The sequence below is a fragment of the Agrobacterium rosae genome, assembly GCF_002915175.1.
GTDB lineage: Bacteria > Pseudomonadota > Alphaproteobacteria > Rhizobiales > Rhizobiaceae > Agrobacterium > Agrobacterium rosae.
The window spans coordinates 171338-190522 of the sequence record NZ_NXEJ01000008.1; the positions used below are offsets into that span (position 1 = coordinate 171338).

Genomic DNA, 19185 nt, shown 5'->3' on the forward strand with positions numbered 1-19185 from the left:
ATACGAGGGAGAACGTTATATGGAACCGTGGGAATGGGATGAGGCCACATGGCGTGGCAGGGTCGAGAAGGTGCGGGCTGGCCGTTCTTTGAAGCCTAAGGTCTGGAAGAATGGTGCACGCTGTGCGGTTGCCCTCTCTTTCGATAGCGACCACGAGACCAATGAATTGCGTGACGGCGGTGAATCTATTGGTCGACTGTCGCAGGGGCAATATGGCAATCGCAAGGGCGTGCCGCGCATTTTAGAAACTTTGAAGCAAGCCGACGTGCCCGCCACATTTTTCGTGCCAGCCGTTGCCGCCCTTCTCTATCCCGATGAGCAGAAACGAGTGATCGCCGAAGGCCACGAGATCGGCCTACATGGCTGGATCCACGAGGTGAATACGAAAGTGCCGCCGGAAAAGGAGCGCGAACTGCATCTGCGCGCCGCCGATACGATCGAGAAGATCACCGGCGTGCGCGCCGTGGGCATGCGCACCCCTTCCTGGGATTTTTCCGCCGTCACGCTGGAGATCGAGCGCGAACTCGGGCTGCTCTATGATAGCTCGCTGATGGCCGACGATGATCCCTATGAGCTGGTCGAAGATGGCCAACCGACCGGCATGGTCGAGCTGCCGGTGGAATGGATCAGAGACGATGCGGTCTATTTCAACATGAACCGCTTCACCGCCCATCGACCCTACACCCCGCCACCTGCCGTGCTCGACATTTTCAAGCGCGAATTTGATCGTGCCTATCAGGAGGGCGGCCTGTTTCTTTTGACCATGCATCCGCATGTGTCCGGTTACCGCTCGCGCATCTTCATCCTCGAAGAACTGATCCGGCATATCCAGAGCCATGACGACGTGTGGTTCGGCACACACGCAGACATCGCCCGCTACGCCAAGGAGAATGCTGATGTCTGACGTAACCCGCAAAGTGGCTCTCGTTACCGGCGGCGGTCGAGGCATTGGTCGCGCCTGTGCGCTGGATCTCGCAAAACACGGGTTCGATACCGTTCTTGTCGATCTGATCGAGGACGATCTGGCGCGCACCGCCGCAGAAATCCGCGACCTGTCGCGCGAAGCACTTACCTTCGTTGCCGATGTGCGTGAACACAAGCGTGCCGCTAAGATCGTGGCGGATGTCGATGCAGCATGGGGGCGGATCGACGTTCTCTTCAACAATGCCGGTCGACCGATGCCGAAAGGGATTGAGGATATCTCCGAGGAAGAGTTCGACGCCACCATCGACATCAACCTCAAGGGCGCTTTCAACTATATCCAGCCGACAGTTCCCGTCATGCGCCGCAACGGCGGCGGGCGCATCATCAATATGTCTTCGATGAACGCACACACAGGCGGCGTCACCAGTGCGGTCAGCAAATTTTCCTACACCGCGGCCAAGGCAGGCATTCTGGGAATGACGAAGGCGCTGGCAAAAGAACTCGCGCCTGAGATCGTCGTCAACGCCGTCTGCCCCGGCGTCATCAAGACCGAGCGCTCGAACGCCATGATCGACGCACGCGAAGCGCAGCTCGCAGCTGGCATTGCGATGAAACGGGTCGGCACGCCAAAAGATGTTGCGAGCGTAGTCACGTTCCTCGCAACGTCCGAGCCTAATTTTCTGACGGGTCAGGATATTCAAATCGATGGAATGCAGTGGGTGCGGTGATTGTGCTGCAAGGCCAGTGCCGCTTTCCCCAATCTCAACTTCACACCGGAACGAATGCCTGAACGGACAGTTTTGTATAGACCCTCTCGCACAGGCCTCTGGAGCAAAACATGTCCGAACTTACCCTGCACGATCTGTCAAAGAAAATGGCGAAGCTGGACTTCGCAATGTTGAACACGCGCTCCCCCTCAGGCAACCTCACCTCTCGCCCTATGAGCAACAATGGCGACGTCGAGTACGACGGGGACAGCTACTTCTTCGCTTACGAGACCTCCCGTAAGATTTCGGACATTCGTTCCGACAGTGAAGTCAGCCTTACCTATACCGGTGCAATCGGTATGCTTGGTGGATCCCCGCTTTTTGTCGCCGTCGAGGGGGTGGCATCGCTCATCACCGACAAGCCGACATTCGAAGATCACTGGACCAAGGATCTCGATCACTACTTTCCGGACGGAATTGACACTCCCGGTGTCGTGATGATCCGTGTCCAGGCGAAGTCGATCCGTTATTGGGACGGGAAGGACGAAGGGCAAATTTCTCTGTAATTTGTCAGCAGCGTGTGACTGTAGGTCGATAGCCTCTGTACCTTGGCCTACAGTCTCCTTTCTCAGAGAAAACGCGCAATGGGTCCCATCACCAGTTTTTTTTGACTTCTCGGCTCACGCCTCGGAAACGAGATGGCCGGGCGAAACCTCCTTGAACCGTGGTACCGAGACCTTGTAATCGACTGGCCGTATTGGACTTGTCAGCTCTTCTGCCGCGGCCCCACTTTTGATCCTGCGTCTATCAGGATCTGGTACTGGCACCGCAGACATAAGGCGTTTCGTATAGGCATGTTGAGGGTTGCCGAAGACTGCAGCACGCGGTCCGATTTCGACAATCGCCCCAAGATACATGACTGCAACCCGATGGCTGACACGCTCCACGACGGCCATATCGTGGGAAATGAAGAGAAAAGCCAGATCAAGACTTTGCTGTAAATCCAGCATGAGATTGATGACCTGCGCCTTGATCGAGACATCCAGCGCCGAAACGCTTTCATCCGCCACAATCACCTTCGGCTCGAGCGCCAGTGCACGGGCAATGCAGACACGCTGGCGCTGACCGCCGGAGAATTCGTGCGGGTAGCGTTTTGCCATGTCAGGCGTCAGCCCGACTTTCGCCAGCATATCGGCAACCACGTCTTTTGCTTGTTTCTTGTCGCCCATCTTGTGTTCGAGGAAGGGTTCGGCGATGGCAGCACCCACCGTCATACGCGGGTTGAGCGAGGCGAACGGGTCCTGAAAGATCATCTGCACGGTTTTGCGCATCTCACGCATTTCCCGTTTATCCAGCGTCAAAACCTCACGACCATCGACCAGTACCGAGCCGCTTCCCGGCTCTATCAGCCGCATAATGGCACGTCCGGTCGTGGACTTACCGCAACCGGATTCGCCAACCAGCGACAGCGTTTCGCCTGCATGCAGATCGAAGGAAACATTCTCCACCGCATGAACACGCCCGCTGACCGCACCGAACAGACCGGAATGGATATCGAAGTGCTTGGTGAGATTCTTGACCTCCAACACTGGTCGGCCTTTGGCTACCGTATCACTGACCTCCACAGGGACATCGGATTCGCCTGTTGCGACGTTGACGACGGGAAAACGGCGCGGTCGTTGATAATCCTGCATTGAGCCAAGCACCGGCACGGCTGAGAGCAATGCGCGTGTGTAAGGATGCTGGCCGCGGTGGAAGATGTCGGCGGTCGCACCGGTTTCCACCTGCTCACCCTGATACATGACGACAGTCCGGTCCGCGATCTCTGCTACGACCCCCATGTCGTGAGTGATGAAGAGAACCGATGTCCCCTCCTCTTCCTGCAACGTCTTGATCAGGTCGAGGATCTGGCCCTGGATGGTCACGTCAAGCGCGGTTGTCGGCTCGTCGGCGATCAGCAATTTCGGCTTTGTGGAAAGCGCCATGGCGATCATGACGCGTTGGCGCATACCCCCCGAAAAGCGGTGCGGATATTCATCGAAGCGGGAAGCGGCTGAGGGAATGCGGACCTTCTCAAGAATGCGGATCGTTTCCGCCCTTGCTTCCCGCTTGCTCATCGGCGCGTGGCACAGCAGCGCTTCAGAAATCTGGTCGCCAATGGTGAAGAGCGGGTTGAGGCTGGTCATCGGCTCCTGAAAGATCATCGCGACGTCATTGCCGCGCACCTTGCGCATCTCGTGTTCCGGCAACGCCAGCAGATTGCGACCACCCAGCATGACCTTGCCCTCGATGCGGCTGGTATCAGGCTGCAACAGACGCATGATAGACAGCGACGTGACAGACTTGCCAGAGCCGCTTTCGCCAACAATGGCCACTGTCTCACCCGGCGCAACCGTGAAGGAAATATCGCGAACGACCGGCTTCCAAACGCCATCGACCATGAAGGACGTGCGCAGTTTTTCCACCGATAGAACCGGATCGATGGATAAAGGCGCACTGGGCATCGTCTGGGCAAGATTGGTCATGGTCGTTCCTTTTTTCGATCTTCCGCTGTATCAGATGCTCAATCGGGCCAGCGCAACGCGCCATCGAAACGATGGCGCGACAGATCCTCGAATGGTGTCGCGATGATCTCGTTAGAGGCACGAGCGTTGTCGAGTTCCTCCACTAACCGCGACGCCACGATGGTTTCCTGTCCAGGATGCAGATTGCAGGGGTCGAGATAGAAATAGTGATGCTCGACTTCGTGATCGCGCACGATGATCGGCTGCGGGCCTTTGCGCAGGGCCGCTGCCAGATCCCAGGCGGTGATATGCGCTTCTTCCGGCGAGATGATCACGCGCATACGATCAAGCGGGTTGTTCGTTGGGTCGGGCTCGATCAGTGCGGTGACGCCGGGGCGGTTGGCAAGTGTCTTCGCCCACAGGTTCAGATAACCAGTTTCGCGCTCGCGGATGCCAACATGATCCCGCTTTTCCCACGCTTCCAAAGCCGCCATGACACCATAGATGCTTTCCTTGCCGACTTTCATGCCGCGGCCAACACCCATGTTTTGCAGGAAGGCATTGCGCACGAGGTCTTTCTTGCCGGCGACGACACCCGAGGTCGGGCCGCCGAGAAACTTGTGGCCGGAGTACAGGACAATATCGGCACCCTGTTCAAGAAACAGCTTCAGGTCATATTCCGATGCTGCATCGACAATGACCGGAACGCCCTTTGCATGAGCGATCTCAACAAATTCCTTGAGATTGAGGAGACCGTAATCCACGACATGATGAGACACGACATAGACCGCGGCGGCTGTCCTATCGGTAATCGCATTTTCCATGTGATAGCGATGTGTCGAGGTTGCCTGCCCGATCATCACCACCTTACCACCTGCGAGCCGAATGGACTGGTCCACCGGCGCGCCATAGCTCACCACGTGTCCCATTTGCACAAGAACCTCGTTCTTGGGCGTGAATGTTTCGGGCAGCCGTTCAATGGCGAGAAGGTCTGGACCGGTAATCGTTCCTGCGACTGCAAGGGTGATGCTCGACGAACAAGAGGCGGTGACGAACCCGGCTTCACCACCCGTCAAACGCGCAATTATTGTGCTCGCCTTGCGCTGCAAATCGTTGATTTCCACGAATTGCGGCAGGATCGCCGCCATTGCGGCAACCGCTTCCGGCACCACGATGGAAGCCCCGAGGCTTGTCATCGTGCCGGATACGTTGATCACAGGGCGTAGGCCAAGCTTCGTGCGGATATCATCGGACATTGTCATTCTCCAGTCTGTAAGCAGGTGATCCCGCCTTTGATTTCGGTTGCCCTGCACGCGCCTATGCCATAGTAATGCAATAGGTTCTTTGCGGCGCAGGAGCGTGATTTTGGATTTGAAGACATCATCGGACCTTTCCGAGGTGACGTCGGCGGTCGACGGTGACGGCAAGGCACGTCGCTCCCGTGTCAGCGGCATAGACCGTGCGTTGCAGGTGATCGATTATCTCTATGAGACCGGTGCGCCCGCCGGTGCCTATGCTATTGCCAAGGCCGTCAAAGCTCCGCTTTCCACGGTCTATGTCATCATCGATGATCTCGTGGAAAAGAACATGCTGGCCCGCAACGCCGATGGCCTGATCTGGCTTGGCGCGCGGCTTTATCATTACGGTCTGGCCTACGCGCGTTCGCTCGATTTCATGAGTGTTGCAACTCACGAAATGCACGATCTTTGCCGCGAGGCTGGCGAGACCGTTCAGGTCTGCGGTCGTGATGCGGAACATATGCTCGTTCTGGCCATGGCCGATGGCCCCAGCCATTTTCAGGTCGCATCCCGTGTTGGCACTCGCGTCCCCCTCAACTGGACGGCGTCCGGTCGTCTTCTTGTCGGCCATATGCCGGAGGCCGAGCGTATCGAATTGTTCAAGCGTGGCGCGCGTATATCGCCGACCGGTCGTGCGACCATTGATGCGGCCACGCTGTCGGATGCGGCGCGCAAGGCTTTTGAAGAGCGGCTGTCGATCCAAGCGGGTGAGTCCGATTACTCCGTGGCCTGCATCGCCTCGCCTATTGTCGATAGCAGAGGTGATTGCGTGGCGACGATTTCCATTGTGCTTCCCGAACAGAAAGTCCTTGCCGACAAGTCCGGCTATGCCGACCGCGTCAAGGCGTCGGCAGCGCGGATCGAAAAGCTGATGGGCTGGCGCAACCACTGACCGTCTCCTCTAAGCGTGCAATGCCACGATGGCTTCGATCTCGACCGTGATGTTGCCCGGAAGGGAACCAAAGCCGACCGCGGACCGGGCATGCTGCCCCGCCTCCCCGAACACGGCGTTGAAAAGGTCGGAACAGCCGTTGATGACCTGCGGATGGTCCAGAAAATCAGGCGCGGCATTGACCATGCCGAGCAGTTTCACGACACGGCGCACGCGGGATAAATCGCCCAGCGCGTCGTGCATGACAGCCAGCAGGTTGACACCCGTCAACCGCGCGTCGGCATAGGCCTTTTCAGCCGAAACATTCGTTCCGACTTTACCGGTGTGCATGAAACCATCTGCCTCACGCGGGCCTTGGCCAGAGAGATACAGCATGTTGCCTTCGATGACATGCGTTACGAAGTTGGCAATGGGCGGCGCTGGTGGCGGCAGTTTCATACCGAGCGCGGCAAGCCGGTCGTAGGGCGTCTCCGCCTTTGCTTCTGACTTGATCGGGGACTGGGTCACGCAAACTCCTGTGTCATGCGAAATTCGTTGTTCATGTCTGGCAGCACTCAGCGATAGGAATAACCGTGGCTGTGGCGAACCAGTTTGCGCGCGCGCGGAATATAACGACTGGCAACAGTGGCCTCCGCGCCAATGACAGCATAACGTGGCTCGAACAGCTGCTTCAGTTGCGAGACGTCGCCATTGGAATCCGTCGCTTCGAGATCGGAGTCGACGACATCGAAAATGGTGAAATCGGCGCGCGCGCCCACCGACAGGCGGTCTGCCATATCGAGCTTGATGACTTCGGCAGGTGCATGTGTGACGGCGTTGACAACCTTGTCGAAAGGCATGCCGACCGACAAAAGCTTCGACATGGTCGTCGCCAGATCCCAAACCGGGAAGTTCATGGAATGGCCGTGGAGATCGGTGGAGATGGAATGTGGCAGCAAGCCGCGCGCAATCGCCGCTTCCGCAACTTTGAACGAAAAGGACGCGCCGCCATGGCCGATATCCAGCCGCACGCCTTCCGATGCGCAGCGTTCAGCGAGGTTGAACAGGTCTTCGTCTTCCAAAATGGATGACCCCGCCTTGCCGTTGAAGCAGTGCGTGACGACATCGCCGGGGCCGAGGATTTCCAGCACTTCGTCATATAGCGCAGGCGGTTCACCGACGTGGACCATCATCGGTATCTTCAGGATTTTGGCGATCTTCTTGCCGAGTTTGACCGGCGTCACGCCCCATGAGCCGGTGATAACGTGGCTCGCACGCACCTTCAGCCCAACGATGTGTTCGCTGTTTTCAGCATAACATTCGATGATGCGATCGAGATCGATGTCTCTGATGTCACGCAGTTCCGCCACACGGTTGCAGGCAACAAGCCCGATGGAACCAAGATTGAGGAAGGCTTTGATGCGTTCCTTGGATGGCTCGATGATATACTCGCGGAAGCCATGGAAATTGGCTTCACCGGCAGATCCGGCATCGACCAACGTCGTCACGCCGCGTTCCGCACCGCATTCCGAAGGACGGATCGATATGTCGGTGCCGCCGTGCCAGATGTGGACGTGCAAATCCACCCAGCCGGGGGAAATCCATGCGCCTTTGCCGTCGATACGCGTGGCATCTGCGGGAGCAGCGATGGACTGACCGATGGCGGCAATCTTGCCGTCACCGCCGACCAGAATATCGGTTGTGCCAGTCTGTGCACTATCGCCAAAAGCCATCGGCTTGACGTTGGTGAGGAGGAGCGGTTTCGCGGTTTCCCCGGTCATATTACAAATCCCTTCGCAGTCTTGGATCGAGCATGTCCCGCAAACCATCGCCGACCATTTGCAGCGACAGCACGGAAAGAATGATGGCAAAGCCGGGGAAATAGGTCATCCAGTCGGCCTGCCCGATATATTGGCGGCCGCTGGCGATCATGGTTCCCCAGGTTGGAATTTCCGGGCTTACACCGAGCCCGAGAAAGGAAAGACCAGCCTCGGCCAGCATGGCGCTGGCAAACAGGAATGTGGCCTGCACGAGGATCGGCGATAGCAGATTGCGCAGCACATGCCGCGTCATGATGTGGAAGGTGGAGATACCAAGCGCCTGCGCGGCCTCCACATAAGGCAGTTCACGTATCACCAAAGTCGAAGCGCGCACGATGCGGGCCAGACGCGGTGAATAGACGATCGACAGCGCGATGATGACGGTGGTGAGCGATGGGCCTAGCGCTGCCACAAGCGCGATGGCGAGAAGAATATCCGGAAACGCCATCATCGCATCAATCAGACGGGCAATTGGCGTATCGAGCTTCTGGAAGAAACCGGCCAGAAGTCCGAGCGTCACACCGATAACCGCCGACAGCACGACGACAGAGGCACCGATCAGCAACGACAACCGCGCGGAATAGATCGTGCGAGAGAAAACATCGCGACCGAACTCGTCTGTGCCAAACCAGAAGATTTCACTTGGAGGTTTCAGCCGGTTGACGATGGAAAGCTTCGATGGCGAGTAAGGCGCGATCCAGGGCGCAAGCGCCGCCAGCACAACGAAGACGACCAATATGATGAGGCCAAAGGCCACAGTCTTGCGCTTCAGGAACCGCCGCAGGAACTTGGAGCCTTCGCTGGCGGCGGGTTTTGGCGTGGTTGCTGAAATATCGACCATCCGTCGCGCCCCCTTAATAACGCACACGCGGATCGATTGCCAAATACAGCATATCGATTGCGAAATTGATGAGGACATAGAGCGCGGCAATCACCAGCAGGGCTCCCTGAATGACGGGGTAATCTCTGCGCAATACCGCCGACACCACAAGACTGCCGACGCCCGGCAGACCAAACACGGTTTCGGTGACGACGGCACCGGAAATCAGCACGGCAGCGGTCAGACCTATAACGGTCAGGATCGGAATGAGCGCATTCTTCAACGCATGTTTGAGAATGACGCGGCGCTCTATCAGGCCTTTGGCCCGGGCGGTGCGAATATAGTCGTCGCCGAGGACATCGAGCATGGAGGCGCGCGTGAAGCGCAGGATAAGCGCTGAAGAGACAATACCGAGCGCAAAAGCGGGAAGCGTCAGATGATACATGCGCTCCATGAAGCTGGAACCTGGCCCGCCATAACCGGATACCGGAAACAGGTTCAGCCTTACCGCAAAAAACTGCATGAGAATGAGGCCGAGCCAGAAGCTAGGTATACTGGCCGCCAGCATGGCTATGGTCGTTGCCGCCTGATCGATAAATGAGCCACGGCGGTATGCTGCATAGATACCGATGGGCAGCGCAATGACGCTGGCGATCAGAAGTGAGAAGAGCGTTAGAAAGAATGTAGGCTCAGCACGCGCCATCAGCGCCGAGGTCACCGGCATATTGAGGAAGATCGACTGACCGAGATCCCCCTTCAGCATCTGGCCGATATAGATCAGATATTGCACAATAAGGGACTGATCCAGCCCCAGCCGCATGCGCAGATCGGCAATGTCCTGCGCGGAAGCATCCGGTCCCAGCATGACGGCTGCGGGGTCACCCGGCGTTACGCGCACAATGACGAATACGATTGTCACGACGAGAAACATCACGACGATCATGCCGAACAGGCGCTGGAGAATATAACGGATCATAGATGTCTCTCTTCATGCTCCAAGACAGAACCAATTTCGAAACCGGAGCCGCGACAAGGCGGCATCCGGCCGGTCGAAAAAGCGTTACTTCTTGATCGAAGCATTCCAGAAATACGGCCATGGCGCAGGATCGACACCTTCGACCTTCTTGGCCTTGGCAGTCAGACCGTTGAAGTCACCGATCTTCATGTAAGGAATTTCCGCATACATCGCCTTTTGAACATCAGCCCAGAGCGCGACGCGCTTTTCCGGGTCGGATTCGGCCGAGAAGGCTTCTACCGTCTGCTTGCGCAGCGGCGTATCCCACCAGCCCGGCGACGTTGGCGCGAGCGAACCGATCAATGCCGGTTCCGGCAGGAACGGACTGTGGGTGATGTAGATATCCCAAAGACCCTTGTCGGCGCGACGCTGTGTGAGCGTTGCCCAGTCGACGACCTGCATGTCCACCTTGAAACCGGCAAGTTTCAGATATTCGGCTGCGACCTGCGCCATCTTGTAATGGAATTCATACTGACGGCTGGTCAGAATACGGATCGGCTTTTCGCCGTCATAACCCGCTGCCTTGGCGGCTGCGGCAGCGCCTTCGGGGTCAGCAAGATTATAATTGCCCTCGACACCTGCACTGGTATTCCAAACAAAATTCTTCGGATAGATATCGCCATCCAGCGCATAGAAATCCGTACTGCCGAAGGCCGCAGCCATCATGTCTTCCATGCTGAGCGCTTGGCGAATGGCCTTACGAATGGCGACATCCTTGGCGATGCCTTCTGCCGTGTTGAACACGAAAACAGGGTAGCCGAAGGGCTTGAGGACAACTGGCTCTGTGACGGAGGACGACTTGATCTTGTCGAAGGATTCGACCGGGAGACTGTCGATATAGTCATACTGTCCGGAGACAGCCGCTTCTACACGCGTATTGGCGTCCGGCACCGGCACGAAGCGAATCTCATCCAGATACTGGTGGCGCGCGCCACCATATCCGTTGCTTTCGCCGGACCGTGGGGTGTAACCATCGAAGCGCACGAGCTGAATATACTGGTCGGCCTTGCGTTCTTTCAGCATGTAAGGACCCGTGCCGACGAACTCCTTCATCGGCTCATCCTGCTTTTCCGCTGGCAGAATAATCGCAGCAGAATTGTTGAAGGCCAACAGCGAAACGAGTGGAGCATAGGGCTGCTTCAGTGAGATCGTCACCGTGGATGAATCTGTTGCTTCGATCTTGTCGATAAAGGAAGCCGCCTGCTTGCCGCGCGAGGCGACCTTGATCCAGCGGTTCAGTGAGGCCACAACATCATCAGACGCCATGTCCGAGCCGTCATGAAACTTGATGCCGGAGCGCAGCTTGATGGTATAAGTCTTACCATCAGCGCTGATCTCCGGAAGGCTTTCAGCCAGCAGAGGCGTCGTCTTCCAGTCCTTATCGAACGTGTAGAGCGTCTCGAACATATGCTGCGTCACGATCCCGACCAAATCCGCAGTCGAAGCCATCGGGTCCAGTGTAGGCGGCTCGCCTATCGTCGCTACATTGATCACGCCGCCCTTTTCCTGAGCGAACAGAAGCGAAGGTGTTGCGACAATAGCCGTGGCAATCAGAAATGCTAACTTGAGTTTCATGCAGAGCTCCCGGTTTTCACTTGTTCCATTATTATGTTATTTAGATTGTTATAACAGAATAACTAAAAGTACCGAGGTGTCAATCGGGTTGTCGCTCGTGCCGGAACAGCGCGCGCGATCAAGCTCTGCAGTCGATACGTCATCAATTTTTGATGGGTGTTGGTTTGCTCTCGGAAGCGAGGAAGGCGAACATATCTGCGACCGATTCTAGCTCGCCGTGCAATCGCTCTAATCATAGGCGAGCTGATGTTCTGGCAGCCCAACGTCGCGCATGTATCGCTAAGAATGACGACGTCATGACTATGATTGGCCGTCATTCTAAATTTTGCGTGGGATCGCTATATGGATGCGCCGCCTATGGGCTTAACGCATCGTGACCGGCAGGCGGGGCCGCGAACAACAGATAAGCGCTTAGAAGCGGCAAAGACTCAGGACCTGTTCCGATTATATTCGGCGATCAGGTTTTTGGCGCGGTTCAAGCTTGCAGGTTGTTCGGCGTGATAACGGCGACCTATTTCCATCATCATGACCGTTTCGGGCAGGAACGTCAGCTCCGAAAAAATGTCTTCCCAATCCATATCGCCCCAGCCGAGCGGCATGTGCAGGTCACCGATGCCGAGCGCTGTGTTCTCTTGAAGATGATAAGGCTTATAGAAAGCCTGTGGGCGGCCGAAGCTATCGTGCACATGCAGATGTCCGGCAACCGGTGCCATGGCGCGCAGTTCCTCACGGAAATTCAAGCCGCGATAGGTGGATTCGATATAGGCATGGCTGAAATCGATCAGCGCCACGAGATTGGGATGACCAACGGTCTTGACGGTTTCTGCGATCTGCGTTGGGGTCTGGCGGTATTGCCCCAGCTCCGTGGTGAAGATGTTTTCGAACGCGATGCGCACGCCATAGGGTTTGCAGAACTCCGCGAGTTCAAACAGGGCTTCGCGCTCGCGGCTATCGGCATCGGCGCGTTCCGCCAATTGGTCGGCGCGCAGGCATCCGCCGTGCTGCACCAGAATGCGAGCACCGATACGGTCGCAGACGACGGCGAGTGCTTTTGCGGCATCGATCTGGTAGCGGCACGTTGCTGGGTCCATGAAATTGGACGAGACGAGGCCGTGAACGGTATAGCGGAAACCGAACTGCTTTGTGATGGCGACGAGCCTTTCGGCACGCTCCTCGATGATGCGCCCACCGGCGATGAGGTCGAGACTGGTGAGACCGAGCTCAACGGTGTCGACGCCGATGTCAGCGAGGACGCGCAAATCCTGTTCGAGACTTGCCAGTTCGCCGTCTGTGGAGCCAGCGTTAAAGCCGGTGCCGATGATGTTGCCCATGGTCGTGTTCCCTTTCAGGCCGGTTGCGTTTGGGATTGAATATTGCGGATGAGACGCAGCGCAAGGTCGGGGCTGTCGGATGTGAGATGGCCTATTCCACGTTCCAGCCACGGCCGGATCAACGCCTCGTCGTTGAGCGTCCAGACGCCGAGCCGGTGGAGCGGTAGCGTCTGCGTGATGAGTGTCCATTCTGCCGCCATCAGTTCGTGATGGATGGCGACGATATCGACGAGGCCTTCGACGCTTTTGAGAAAAGCCGCAAGGCCGCCCTGCTGTTGCGCCCATTCGGCATTGACCGACACCAAGCGCGCGATATGTGGCGCAACCCGGTGGCATTCCTCCAGAACCGAAATGTCAAACGATGTGAGGTGGCATCGTTCAGCGAGATCGAAACGCTCGATCTCTGCGACCACCTTTTCCGTGATTCCGGAATAGGGTTGTTTTGCCTCATCGGATTTGATCTCGACATGAAGCTGTTTGCCATCCGCTTTCGCCAAAACGGCGAGAACCTCTGCGAGCGTCGGCACAATGTCCAAGGAGCCTTCGAGATGCGCCGTTGCGCGGTCTTGCGGTTTCAACACGCGCACAGGTCCGGTCTTATCCGTAGTGCGATCAAGCGTGGCATCGTGGATGACCACCAGTTCGCCAGCGTCGGTCAGGTGCACGTCAAACTCGACGGCATCGACATTCAGCGCTAGCACGTTGCGGAAACCGGTGAGCGAGTTTTCAGGCCAGATATTTCGGGCGCCGCGATGGCCGACGATTTTCGTCATGGGAGGTATCCTTAATTACCGCAGAGTGGGGTCGAGTTTGTCGCGCAGCCAGTCGCCAACCAGCGAGATGGAGAGCGTCGTCATCATGATGACGAAGGCCGGGGCCAACATGATCCAGGGCGCGCGGGTGAGATATTCGCGACCGAAACCGACCATGTTGCCGAGGCTGGTTTCCGGTGGCTGCACGCCAAGGCCGAGGAAGGAAAGCCCGCTTTCCATCAGGATGATTTCTGGGAAGGTGAGCGTCATGGAGACGATGAGCGTTGCGGCGACATTGGGCAGAATGTGACGCAGGTAGACGCGGGCCGGTGTGGCACCCAGTTGCACGACAGCCGAGGCATAACCTTGTGCACTGGCCGAAATGGCTAGGCCCCGCGCGATACGGGCGTAGCGCTCCCAGCCGTAAAACCCCATCAGGCCGATCAACAACGGCATGGACGAACCGAAAAAGGCGAGCACCGCCAGCGACATGACGAGGAAGGGAAGCGCGGCCTGGAAGTCTGCCAGCATCAGAACGAATTGTTCGACCACGCCACGGAACTTGGCGGCCAAGAAACCGAGCGTCGTGCCGAAAACGGCTGAGATGATCGTTGCCCCGAAGGCGATGGTGAAAGACACCCGTATCGACTGGATGAGGCGCGACAGCACGTCACGGCCAAGCTCATCGGTGCCGAGAAAATGCGCAGCGTTACCTGGCAGCGACAGGCGAGCCCGCAAATCCATTGCGGTTATGCCATAGGGACGGATCATGTCTGCGAAGAAGGCGACCAGAATCATGGCCCCAAGCCAGCAAATGCCAAAGGTGACGGAGAATGGAATTTTGCGCAGCTGTCGGATGAAACGGGTGAAGATGGAGGTATCCGGCGCGGGCTGATGGTTCGTGTCTGCGATGGTCATCACTCAAATCCTCATTGGGCTGTCTGGCTGCGCAGGCGCGGGTCCAACCAACCGTAGAGCAGGTCCACGATCAGGTTCGACACGACCATGGTGGCAGCAATCAACAGCAGGATGCATTGCACGACGGCGAGGTCCCGGTTGGTGACCGACACCACCAGAAGGCGACCGATGCCTGGCCAGGAGAAGATGGATTCCACAACGACTGCACCGGCAATCAGCGTACCGACCATGAAGCCGACGATAGTGACGATCGGCACCGCGGCGTTTGGCAGCGCGTGACGCCAGACGACATCCTGCCACCGCATGCCCTTGGCGGATGCGGCGCGGATATAGGGCTGGCCGATGACCTCGATCATGGCGCTGCGGGAAAAGCGGGCGAGAATACCGATGCCGCCAATGCTCATGGTCAGTGTGGGGAGCACACCATGCTGCCAGGTGTCGTGGCCGCCCGATGGCAACAATCCGAGCGTGATCGAGAAGATCAACACCAGCAACAGGCCCATGACGAAGGAGGGAATGGTAAAGCCGAAGATGGCCGCCAGGATAACGCCACGATCAACCGCGCTCTGGCGGTGAAGAGCGGCATAGACGCCTGCGGGTATACCGATCAGAACCTTCAGGAACAGTGCGGGGATCGTCAGTTGCAGTGTTGCGGGAATGCGCTCGATGACGAGCTGCATGGCAGATGCCTTGTCGCGCATGGAGACGCCGAAATCGCCTGTCAGGATCGACTTCATATAGGCGAAATACTGCACCCAAAGCGGTTGATCGAGGCCCCAGGCCTTGCGGAAGGCATCGACCGCCTCTTGCGGCACATCGGGGCCGAGCATGATCTGGGCGGGATCTCCTGACATGCGAAGAACGACGAAGGCAAAGGTCATCACCGCGATGATGGTGACGAAGGCGCGAAGAAAGCGAACGGAGACGTAACGCAGCATAGGATGTTCCTTACGCCGCAACCGGCTGATCGGCGCCGGCCACCAGATGGCAGGCAGCGGTGCGGCCGCTCGATACCGGCCGCAGTGCCGGAACGCTTGTGCGGCAGAGATCGACGGCAACAGGACAGCGCGGATGGAAGGCGCAGCCGGATGGACGATTGGCGGGGTTTGGCGGCTCTCCCTGCAAGATCGTGCGGCCCTGAAGGAGCTTGCCCGGCACCGGAACACTGGAGACAAGCGCCTTGGTGTAGGGATGCAACGGGGTTGCGAAGATGACGTCGGACGACGCCTCTTCAACGATGCGGCCCAGATACATGACGGCGACACGATCCGCGATGTTCCTGACAACTTTCAAGTCATGGCTGATGAAAACCATGGCGATGTGGTTTTTCTCTTGCAGGTCGCGCAGCATGTTGACCACCTGCGCCTGGATAGACACGTCGAGCGCCGACACCGGCTCGTCGCAGACCAGAAGCTTTGGCCGCGAGGCCAGAGCCCGGGCAATAACGGCACGCTGGCGTTGCCCACCGGATAGCTCATGCGGGTAGCAGCCCGCCTGATCCGGCCTCAAGCCCACCGCAGACATCAGTTCGGCCACCCGGGTTGGGCGATGCTCCTTGGGCACGAGATCGTGGATGGCGAGCGGTTCGCCGATCTGTTCGGCAATGGTGAGCCGACGGTCGAGCGCCGCCAACGGATCCTGATAGACAAGTTGCATCTTGGCGCGCAGCGCCCGCCATTCCGCCGTGCCAGGCTTCGGCATCGGCTGGCCCTCGAAAAACGTCTCGCCCAATTGCGGCGGATCGATACCGAGAAGCATGCGGCCTAGCGTCGATTTGCCGGAGCCGGATTCGCCTACGATGCCAAGCGTTTCACCCGGCATGACGGTCAGGTCGATGCCGTCAACGGCGCGCACAGACGCTTCCTTGCCGAACATGCCTTGGCGAACCTCATAGGTTCTGACGAGGTCTTTGGCCTGAAGAAGAGGCAACGTCACGACACGGCCTCCAGAACACGGGTTTCCGAGGGAGACCGCGTACCAACCGGGTGGTGGCAGGAGAGCAAACGGTGATCGTCCAGCGTGGTCAGGTCCGGCTGGCGGATACGGCAATCCAGCGCCACGTTGGAACAACGTGGTGAGAAAGAACAGCCATGCGGCAGATCACGCGGATGCGGCACAGTGCCGGGAATGGGTATCAGTCGCGCACGCGGGCCGTCCAGCCGCGGAATGGCATCGAACAGGCCGCGCGTATAGGGATGTCTGGGATTTTCAAACAGTGTCGCAATCGGGCCCTGCTCCACGATGCGACCGGCATACATGACACATGCGCGTTCGCAGACCTGGCTGACCGCACCCAGATCATGGCTGATGAAGATGGTCGCCATGCCGGTCTCAGCCCTAAGCGCGATCAGCAGATCGAGGATTTGCGCCTGGATGGTCGCATCGAGTGCCGTGGTCGGCTCATCGGCCACCAGTAGGTCGGGCTCTCCGGCCAAGGCCATCGCGATCATCAGACGCTGACATTGCCCGCCGGAAAACTCGTGCGGGAAAAGATCGAAGCGATTGCGGGCATCGGGAATGCCGACCATATCGAGAAGGCGCAGCGTCTCTTTTTTCGCAGCATCGCCCATCAGGCCACGGTGAATGGCAAGCGTCTCGGTGATCTGCCTGCCAACCTTGAGAACCGGGTTAAGCGAGCTTGAGGGGTCCTGAAAGATCATGGCGATGCGTTTGCCGCGCACACCTTCCAGCACAGAACGCGGTGCGCCCAGAATTTCCTTGCCGTCGATTTTGACTGAACCAATGACGGTCGCCTTGCCCGGAAGCAACCCCAGCGCCGCCAGCCATGTCACAGACTTGCCGCAACCGGATTCTCCAACGAGACCGATTGCCTCGCCGGGGGCCACATCAAGATCGATACCATGCAGGACCTGGATGCCATCGAAAGCGACTTTGAGACTGCGCAGTTCCACGAGATTGGAAGCCATGGGAGCTCCTCTCCATTTTCATAAATAAAAGACGCCGGCCGTACAGAGACGGCCGGCGCTGAAGTGTAAAAGGATCAGGAATTCCAGTTGGCGGTACGGAAATCCATGGCAAAGGCAGGTGCTGCCTTCCATTTCAGCGAGGACTTCATGCCGGTGAAGACGGCGTTCTGGTGCAGAACCTGATAGGCGGGGTCTTCGCGCTCGCAGATTTCCAGCATGCGAGTGATGGCCTTCTTGCGCAAAGCACGATCAGTGGAAGTTTCCATGACCACGGAGAGCGTGTTCATCTCTTCGTTGGTCCAGTCCTTTTTCTGCTGGGCTTCCCCGTTGGGGCCGAACTGTACGACCATAGGTGTGATCGGATCGTTGATCGAGTTACCGGCAGACCAGTCGCGAACACCCTTGACGCCTTCGGGGTCGTGGATCTGCGCCCAGTTCTCTTTCATCTGGATCTCGACGTTCAGGCCAACCTGCTTCCACATCTCGACCATGATCTGCGCCGTCGCAGTCTGGTTGGTGTAGTAGTTGTTGAGCAAGCGGTAAGGGATCGGATCGCCCTTGTATCCGGCTTCCTTCAACAGTTTCTGAGCCAGTTCCGGGTTGAACTCCGGTGTCGTCCAGCCATCCACAAACATGTTGGTGGCCTTGAAAGATTCAAATTGCAAACCGGCGGGAACGACGGTCTGACCCGCCCAGAGCGCGTCAACGATCGCCTGACGATCAATCGAATGCGTCATGGCGCGACGCACCAGCGGGCTTTTGAGGATTGGGTTCTGGGTGTTGAAGGTGGAGATGCGGTGGTTCCAGATGGTGGAGTTCTGCACTTCGAGACCTGGCGCGCCCTGAATGGCGGAAATCTGGTCCGGCGGAAGATCGCAGGCGAAATCATATTCGCCTGAGAGCAGCCCGTTGACGCGCGAGGCGACTTCCGGGACTTCAACGAAACGGATCTGCTGAAGCGGTGGACGACCACCCCAATATTCATCGAAGGCCGCAAGCGTCAGCGATACATCTGGTCTGTAATCGGCCACCATGTAGGGACCTGTCGTGACCGGCTTGCGCGCCCAGTCGATATAGGTCTTGGCTTCGTCCCAGGAGCGGCGGCTGGTGATTTGGCTGCCGAAGGAATAGAGGCGGCCTTCAAGCGTCACATCAGGCGTCGCGTTGTGGAAACGAACGGTATATTTATCAACAACTTCGACACCGGCGAGCGCAGGCCACAGACGACGGCCGACACCAGGAACGATGGCGGGCAGTTCCTTGGCGGTCACAGGCTTGTTGTCATCCTCGAAAACCGTCTTGCCACCCTTCGGCTCGGTATTGCCGAACAGACGTTCCTTGGAGAAGGAAAAGGCCACATCTTCTGCTGTCAGCTCATCGCCATTGTGGAACTTCACGCCCTGACGCAGTTTCAGCTCCAGTGTCTTGTCATCAATGCGCTTCCACTCGGTCGCCAGACCCGGCACCGGACCCTGATCGCCCATCCAGTTGCGGTTGATCAGACCTTCCCACAGGTTCGGGAAGAAAACGCGCTCGCCGACATTCGACTGCTCGTTCCAGATATCCAGCGTGTTGTTGTTGGTGATCTTCTGAACGGCGATGGTCACCGAAGGGCGAGCGCCCTGGCTGAACGACATGCGCGGCAGGATGATGCTGCCAGCAGCAGCGGACATGAGCCCCAGCGCGTGGCGGCGATTGATAGAAAGCATGGATCACTCCTGTA

At 57.9% G+C, this 19185-nt stretch carries 18 protein-coding genes; 4 read left to right on the plus strand and 14 right to left on the minus strand.

What is annotated here, in order from left to right:
- Positions 1-19 precede the first annotated feature (19 nt).
- From CPJ18_RS16675 to CPJ18_RS16685, 3 genes are all read left to right on the plus strand, one after another.
- Positions 20-904 carry a polysaccharide deacetylase family protein gene (locus CPJ18_RS16675; protein WP_077118095.1) on the plus strand — a complete coding sequence of 295 codons (885 nt, stop codon included), beginning with the start codon at positions 20-22 and terminating at the stop codon, positions 902-904.
- Positions 897-1652 carry an SDR family NAD(P)-dependent oxidoreductase gene (locus CPJ18_RS16680; RefSeq protein ID WP_077105041.1) on the plus strand — a complete coding sequence of 252 codons (756 nt, stop codon included), beginning with the start codon at positions 897-899 and terminating at the stop codon, positions 1650-1652. Before CPJ18_RS16675 ends, CPJ18_RS16680 begins: the two co-directional genes overlap by 8 nt.
- A gap of 110 nt (positions 1653-1762) precedes the next feature.
- The gene (locus tag CPJ18_RS16685; protein ID WP_077118097.1) at positions 1763-2197 is read left to right on the plus strand and encodes a pyridoxamine 5'-phosphate oxidase family protein; all 435 of its coding nucleotides are present in this window, start codon (positions 1763-1765) and stop codon (positions 2195-2197) included.
- A 114-nt stretch (positions 2198-2311) separates the two neighbouring features.
- Here the strand turns inward: CPJ18_RS16685 and CPJ18_RS16690 are convergent, their stop codons facing one another.
- Complete coding sequence (locus tag CPJ18_RS16690) at positions 2312-4135, minus strand: ABC transporter ATP-binding protein (protein ID WP_103659693.1); 1824 nt, start codon at positions 4133-4135, stop codon at positions 2312-2314.
- 59 nt (positions 4136-4194) lie between these two features.
- Positions 4195-5391 (minus strand): aminotransferase class V-fold PLP-dependent enzyme, encoded by a 1197-nt coding sequence (locus CPJ18_RS16695; RefSeq protein ID WP_103659440.1) that lies wholly within the window; start codon positions 5389-5391, stop codon positions 4195-4197.
- Positions 5392-5506: 115 nt separating this feature from the next.
- On the opposite strand from CPJ18_RS16695, the gene CPJ18_RS16700 reads away from it, so the two are divergent.
- Entirely contained in the window at positions 5507-6325 is an 819-nt protein-coding gene (locus tag CPJ18_RS16700; RefSeq protein WP_244554385.1) for an IclR family transcriptional regulator, read from the plus strand.
- Positions 6326-6334: 9 nt separating this feature from the next.
- Here the strand turns inward: CPJ18_RS16700 and CPJ18_RS16705 are convergent, their stop codons facing one another.
- From CPJ18_RS16705 to CPJ18_RS16760, 12 genes are all read right to left on the minus strand, one after another.
- The gene (locus CPJ18_RS16705) at positions 6335-6832 is read right to left on the minus strand and encodes a RidA family protein (RefSeq protein ID WP_103659441.1); all 498 of its coding nucleotides are present in this window, start codon (positions 6830-6832) and stop codon (positions 6335-6337) included.
- Between the two features lie 47 nt (positions 6833-6879).
- Positions 6880-8085: an amidohydrolase/deacetylase family metallohydrolase gene (locus tag CPJ18_RS16710; RefSeq protein WP_077118103.1), complete on the minus strand. Its 1206-nt coding sequence runs from the start codon at positions 8083-8085 to the stop codon at positions 6880-6882.
- Between the two features lies 1 nt (position 8086).
- The gene (locus CPJ18_RS16715; protein WP_103659442.1) at positions 8087-8965 is read right to left on the minus strand and encodes an ABC transporter permease; all 879 of its coding nucleotides are present in this window, start codon (positions 8963-8965) and stop codon (positions 8087-8089) included.
- 13 nt (positions 8966-8978) lie between these two features.
- Entirely contained in the window at positions 8979-9920 is a 942-nt protein-coding gene (locus CPJ18_RS16720; RefSeq protein ID WP_167397927.1) for an ABC transporter permease, read from the minus strand.
- Positions 9921-10004: 84 nt separating this feature from the next.
- Positions 10005-11534, minus strand: a complete 1530-nt coding sequence (locus CPJ18_RS16725) for an ABC transporter substrate-binding protein (RefSeq protein WP_103659443.1) — start codon at positions 11532-11534, stop codon at positions 10005-10007.
- Positions 11535-11962: 428 nt separating this feature from the next.
- Positions 11963-12865 (minus strand): TIM barrel protein, encoded by a 903-nt coding sequence (locus CPJ18_RS16730; protein ID WP_103659444.1) that lies wholly within the window; start codon positions 12863-12865, stop codon positions 11963-11965.
- Between the two features lie 14 nt (positions 12866-12879).
- A complete protein-coding gene (locus CPJ18_RS16735) occupies positions 12880-13638 on the minus strand; it encodes a glycerophosphodiester phosphodiesterase family protein (RefSeq protein WP_103659445.1) in 759 nt (252 codons plus the stop codon).
- A gap of 15 nt (positions 13639-13653) precedes the next feature.
- The gene (locus tag CPJ18_RS16740) at positions 13654-14535 is read right to left on the minus strand and encodes an ABC transporter permease (protein WP_077118113.1); all 882 of its coding nucleotides are present in this window, start codon (positions 14533-14535) and stop codon (positions 13654-13656) included.
- Positions 14536-14546: 11 nt separating this feature from the next.
- A complete protein-coding gene (locus tag CPJ18_RS16745; protein ID WP_103659446.1) occupies positions 14547-15473 on the minus strand; it encodes an ABC transporter permease in 927 nt (308 codons plus the stop codon).
- 10 nt (positions 15474-15483) lie between these two features.
- Positions 15484-16410, minus strand: coding sequence for an ABC transporter ATP-binding protein (locus CPJ18_RS16750; RefSeq protein ID WP_077118579.1), 927 nt, complete (start codon positions 16408-16410; stop codon positions 15484-15486).
- Between the two features lie 56 nt (positions 16411-16466).
- Positions 16467-17462, minus strand: coding sequence for an ABC transporter ATP-binding protein (locus tag CPJ18_RS16755; RefSeq protein WP_103659447.1), 996 nt, complete (start codon positions 17460-17462; stop codon positions 16467-16469).
- A 74-nt stretch (positions 17463-17536) separates the two neighbouring features.
- On the minus strand, positions 17537-19171 hold the full coding sequence (locus CPJ18_RS16760; protein WP_103659448.1) for an ABC transporter substrate-binding protein: 1635 nt from the start codon (positions 19169-19171) through the stop codon (positions 17537-17539).
- Between the last annotated feature and the right edge of the window lie 14 nt (positions 19172-19185).

Coding starts and splice junctions, on each gene's coding strand:
- CPJ18_RS16675 (WP_077118095.1), top strand. CDS start 20: ATGGAACCGTGGGAATGGGATGAGGCCACATGGCGTGGCAGGGTCGAG.
- CPJ18_RS16680 (WP_077105041.1), top strand. CDS start 897: ATGTCTGACGTAACCCGCAAAGTGGCTCTCGTTACCGGCGGCGGTCGA.
- CPJ18_RS16685 (WP_077118097.1), top strand. CDS start 1,763: ATGTCCGAACTTACCCTGCACGATCTGTCAAAGAAAATGGCGAAGCTG.
- CPJ18_RS16690 (WP_103659693.1), bottom strand. CDS start 4,135: ATGCCCAGTGCGCCTTTATCCATCGATCCGGTTCTATCGGTGGAAAAA.
- CPJ18_RS16695 (WP_103659440.1), bottom strand. CDS start 5,391: ATGTCCGATGATATCCGCACGAAGCTTGGCCTACGCCCTGTGATCAAC.
- CPJ18_RS16710 (WP_077118103.1), bottom strand. CDS start 8,085: ATGACCGGGGAAACCGCGAAACCGCTCCTCCTCACCAACGTCAAGCCG.
- CPJ18_RS16715 (WP_103659442.1), bottom strand. CDS start 8,965: ATGGTCGATATTTCAGCAACCACGCCAAAACCCGCCGCCAGCGAAGGC.
- CPJ18_RS16720 (WP_167397927.1), bottom strand. CDS start 9,920: ATGATCCGTTATATTCTCCAGCGCCTGTTCGGCATGATCGTCGTGATG.
- CPJ18_RS16725 (WP_103659443.1), bottom strand. CDS start 11,534: ATGAAACTCAAGTTAGCATTTCTGATTGCCACGGCTATTGTCGCAACA.
- CPJ18_RS16730 (WP_103659444.1), bottom strand. CDS start 12,865: ATGGGCAACATCATCGGCACCGGCTTTAACGCTGGCTCCACAGACGGC.
- CPJ18_RS16735 (WP_103659445.1), bottom strand. CDS start 13,638: ATGACGAAAATCGTCGGCCATCGCGGCGCCCGAAATATCTGGCCTGAA.
- CPJ18_RS16740 (WP_077118113.1), bottom strand. CDS start 14,535: ATGACCATCGCAGACACGAACCATCAGCCCGCGCCGGATACCTCCATC.
- CPJ18_RS16745 (WP_103659446.1), bottom strand. CDS start 15,473: ATGCTGCGTTACGTCTCCGTTCGCTTTCTTCGCGCCTTCGTCACCATC.
- CPJ18_RS16750 (WP_077118579.1), bottom strand. CDS start 16,410: ATGTTCGGCAAGGAAGCGTCTGTGCGCGCCGTTGACGGCATCGACCTG.
- CPJ18_RS16755 (WP_103659447.1), bottom strand. CDS start 17,462: ATGGCTTCCAATCTCGTGGAACTGCGCAGTCTCAAAGTCGCTTTCGAT.
- CPJ18_RS16760 (WP_103659448.1), bottom strand. CDS start 19,171: ATGCTTTCTATCAATCGCCGCCACGCGCTGGGGCTCATGTCCGCTGCT.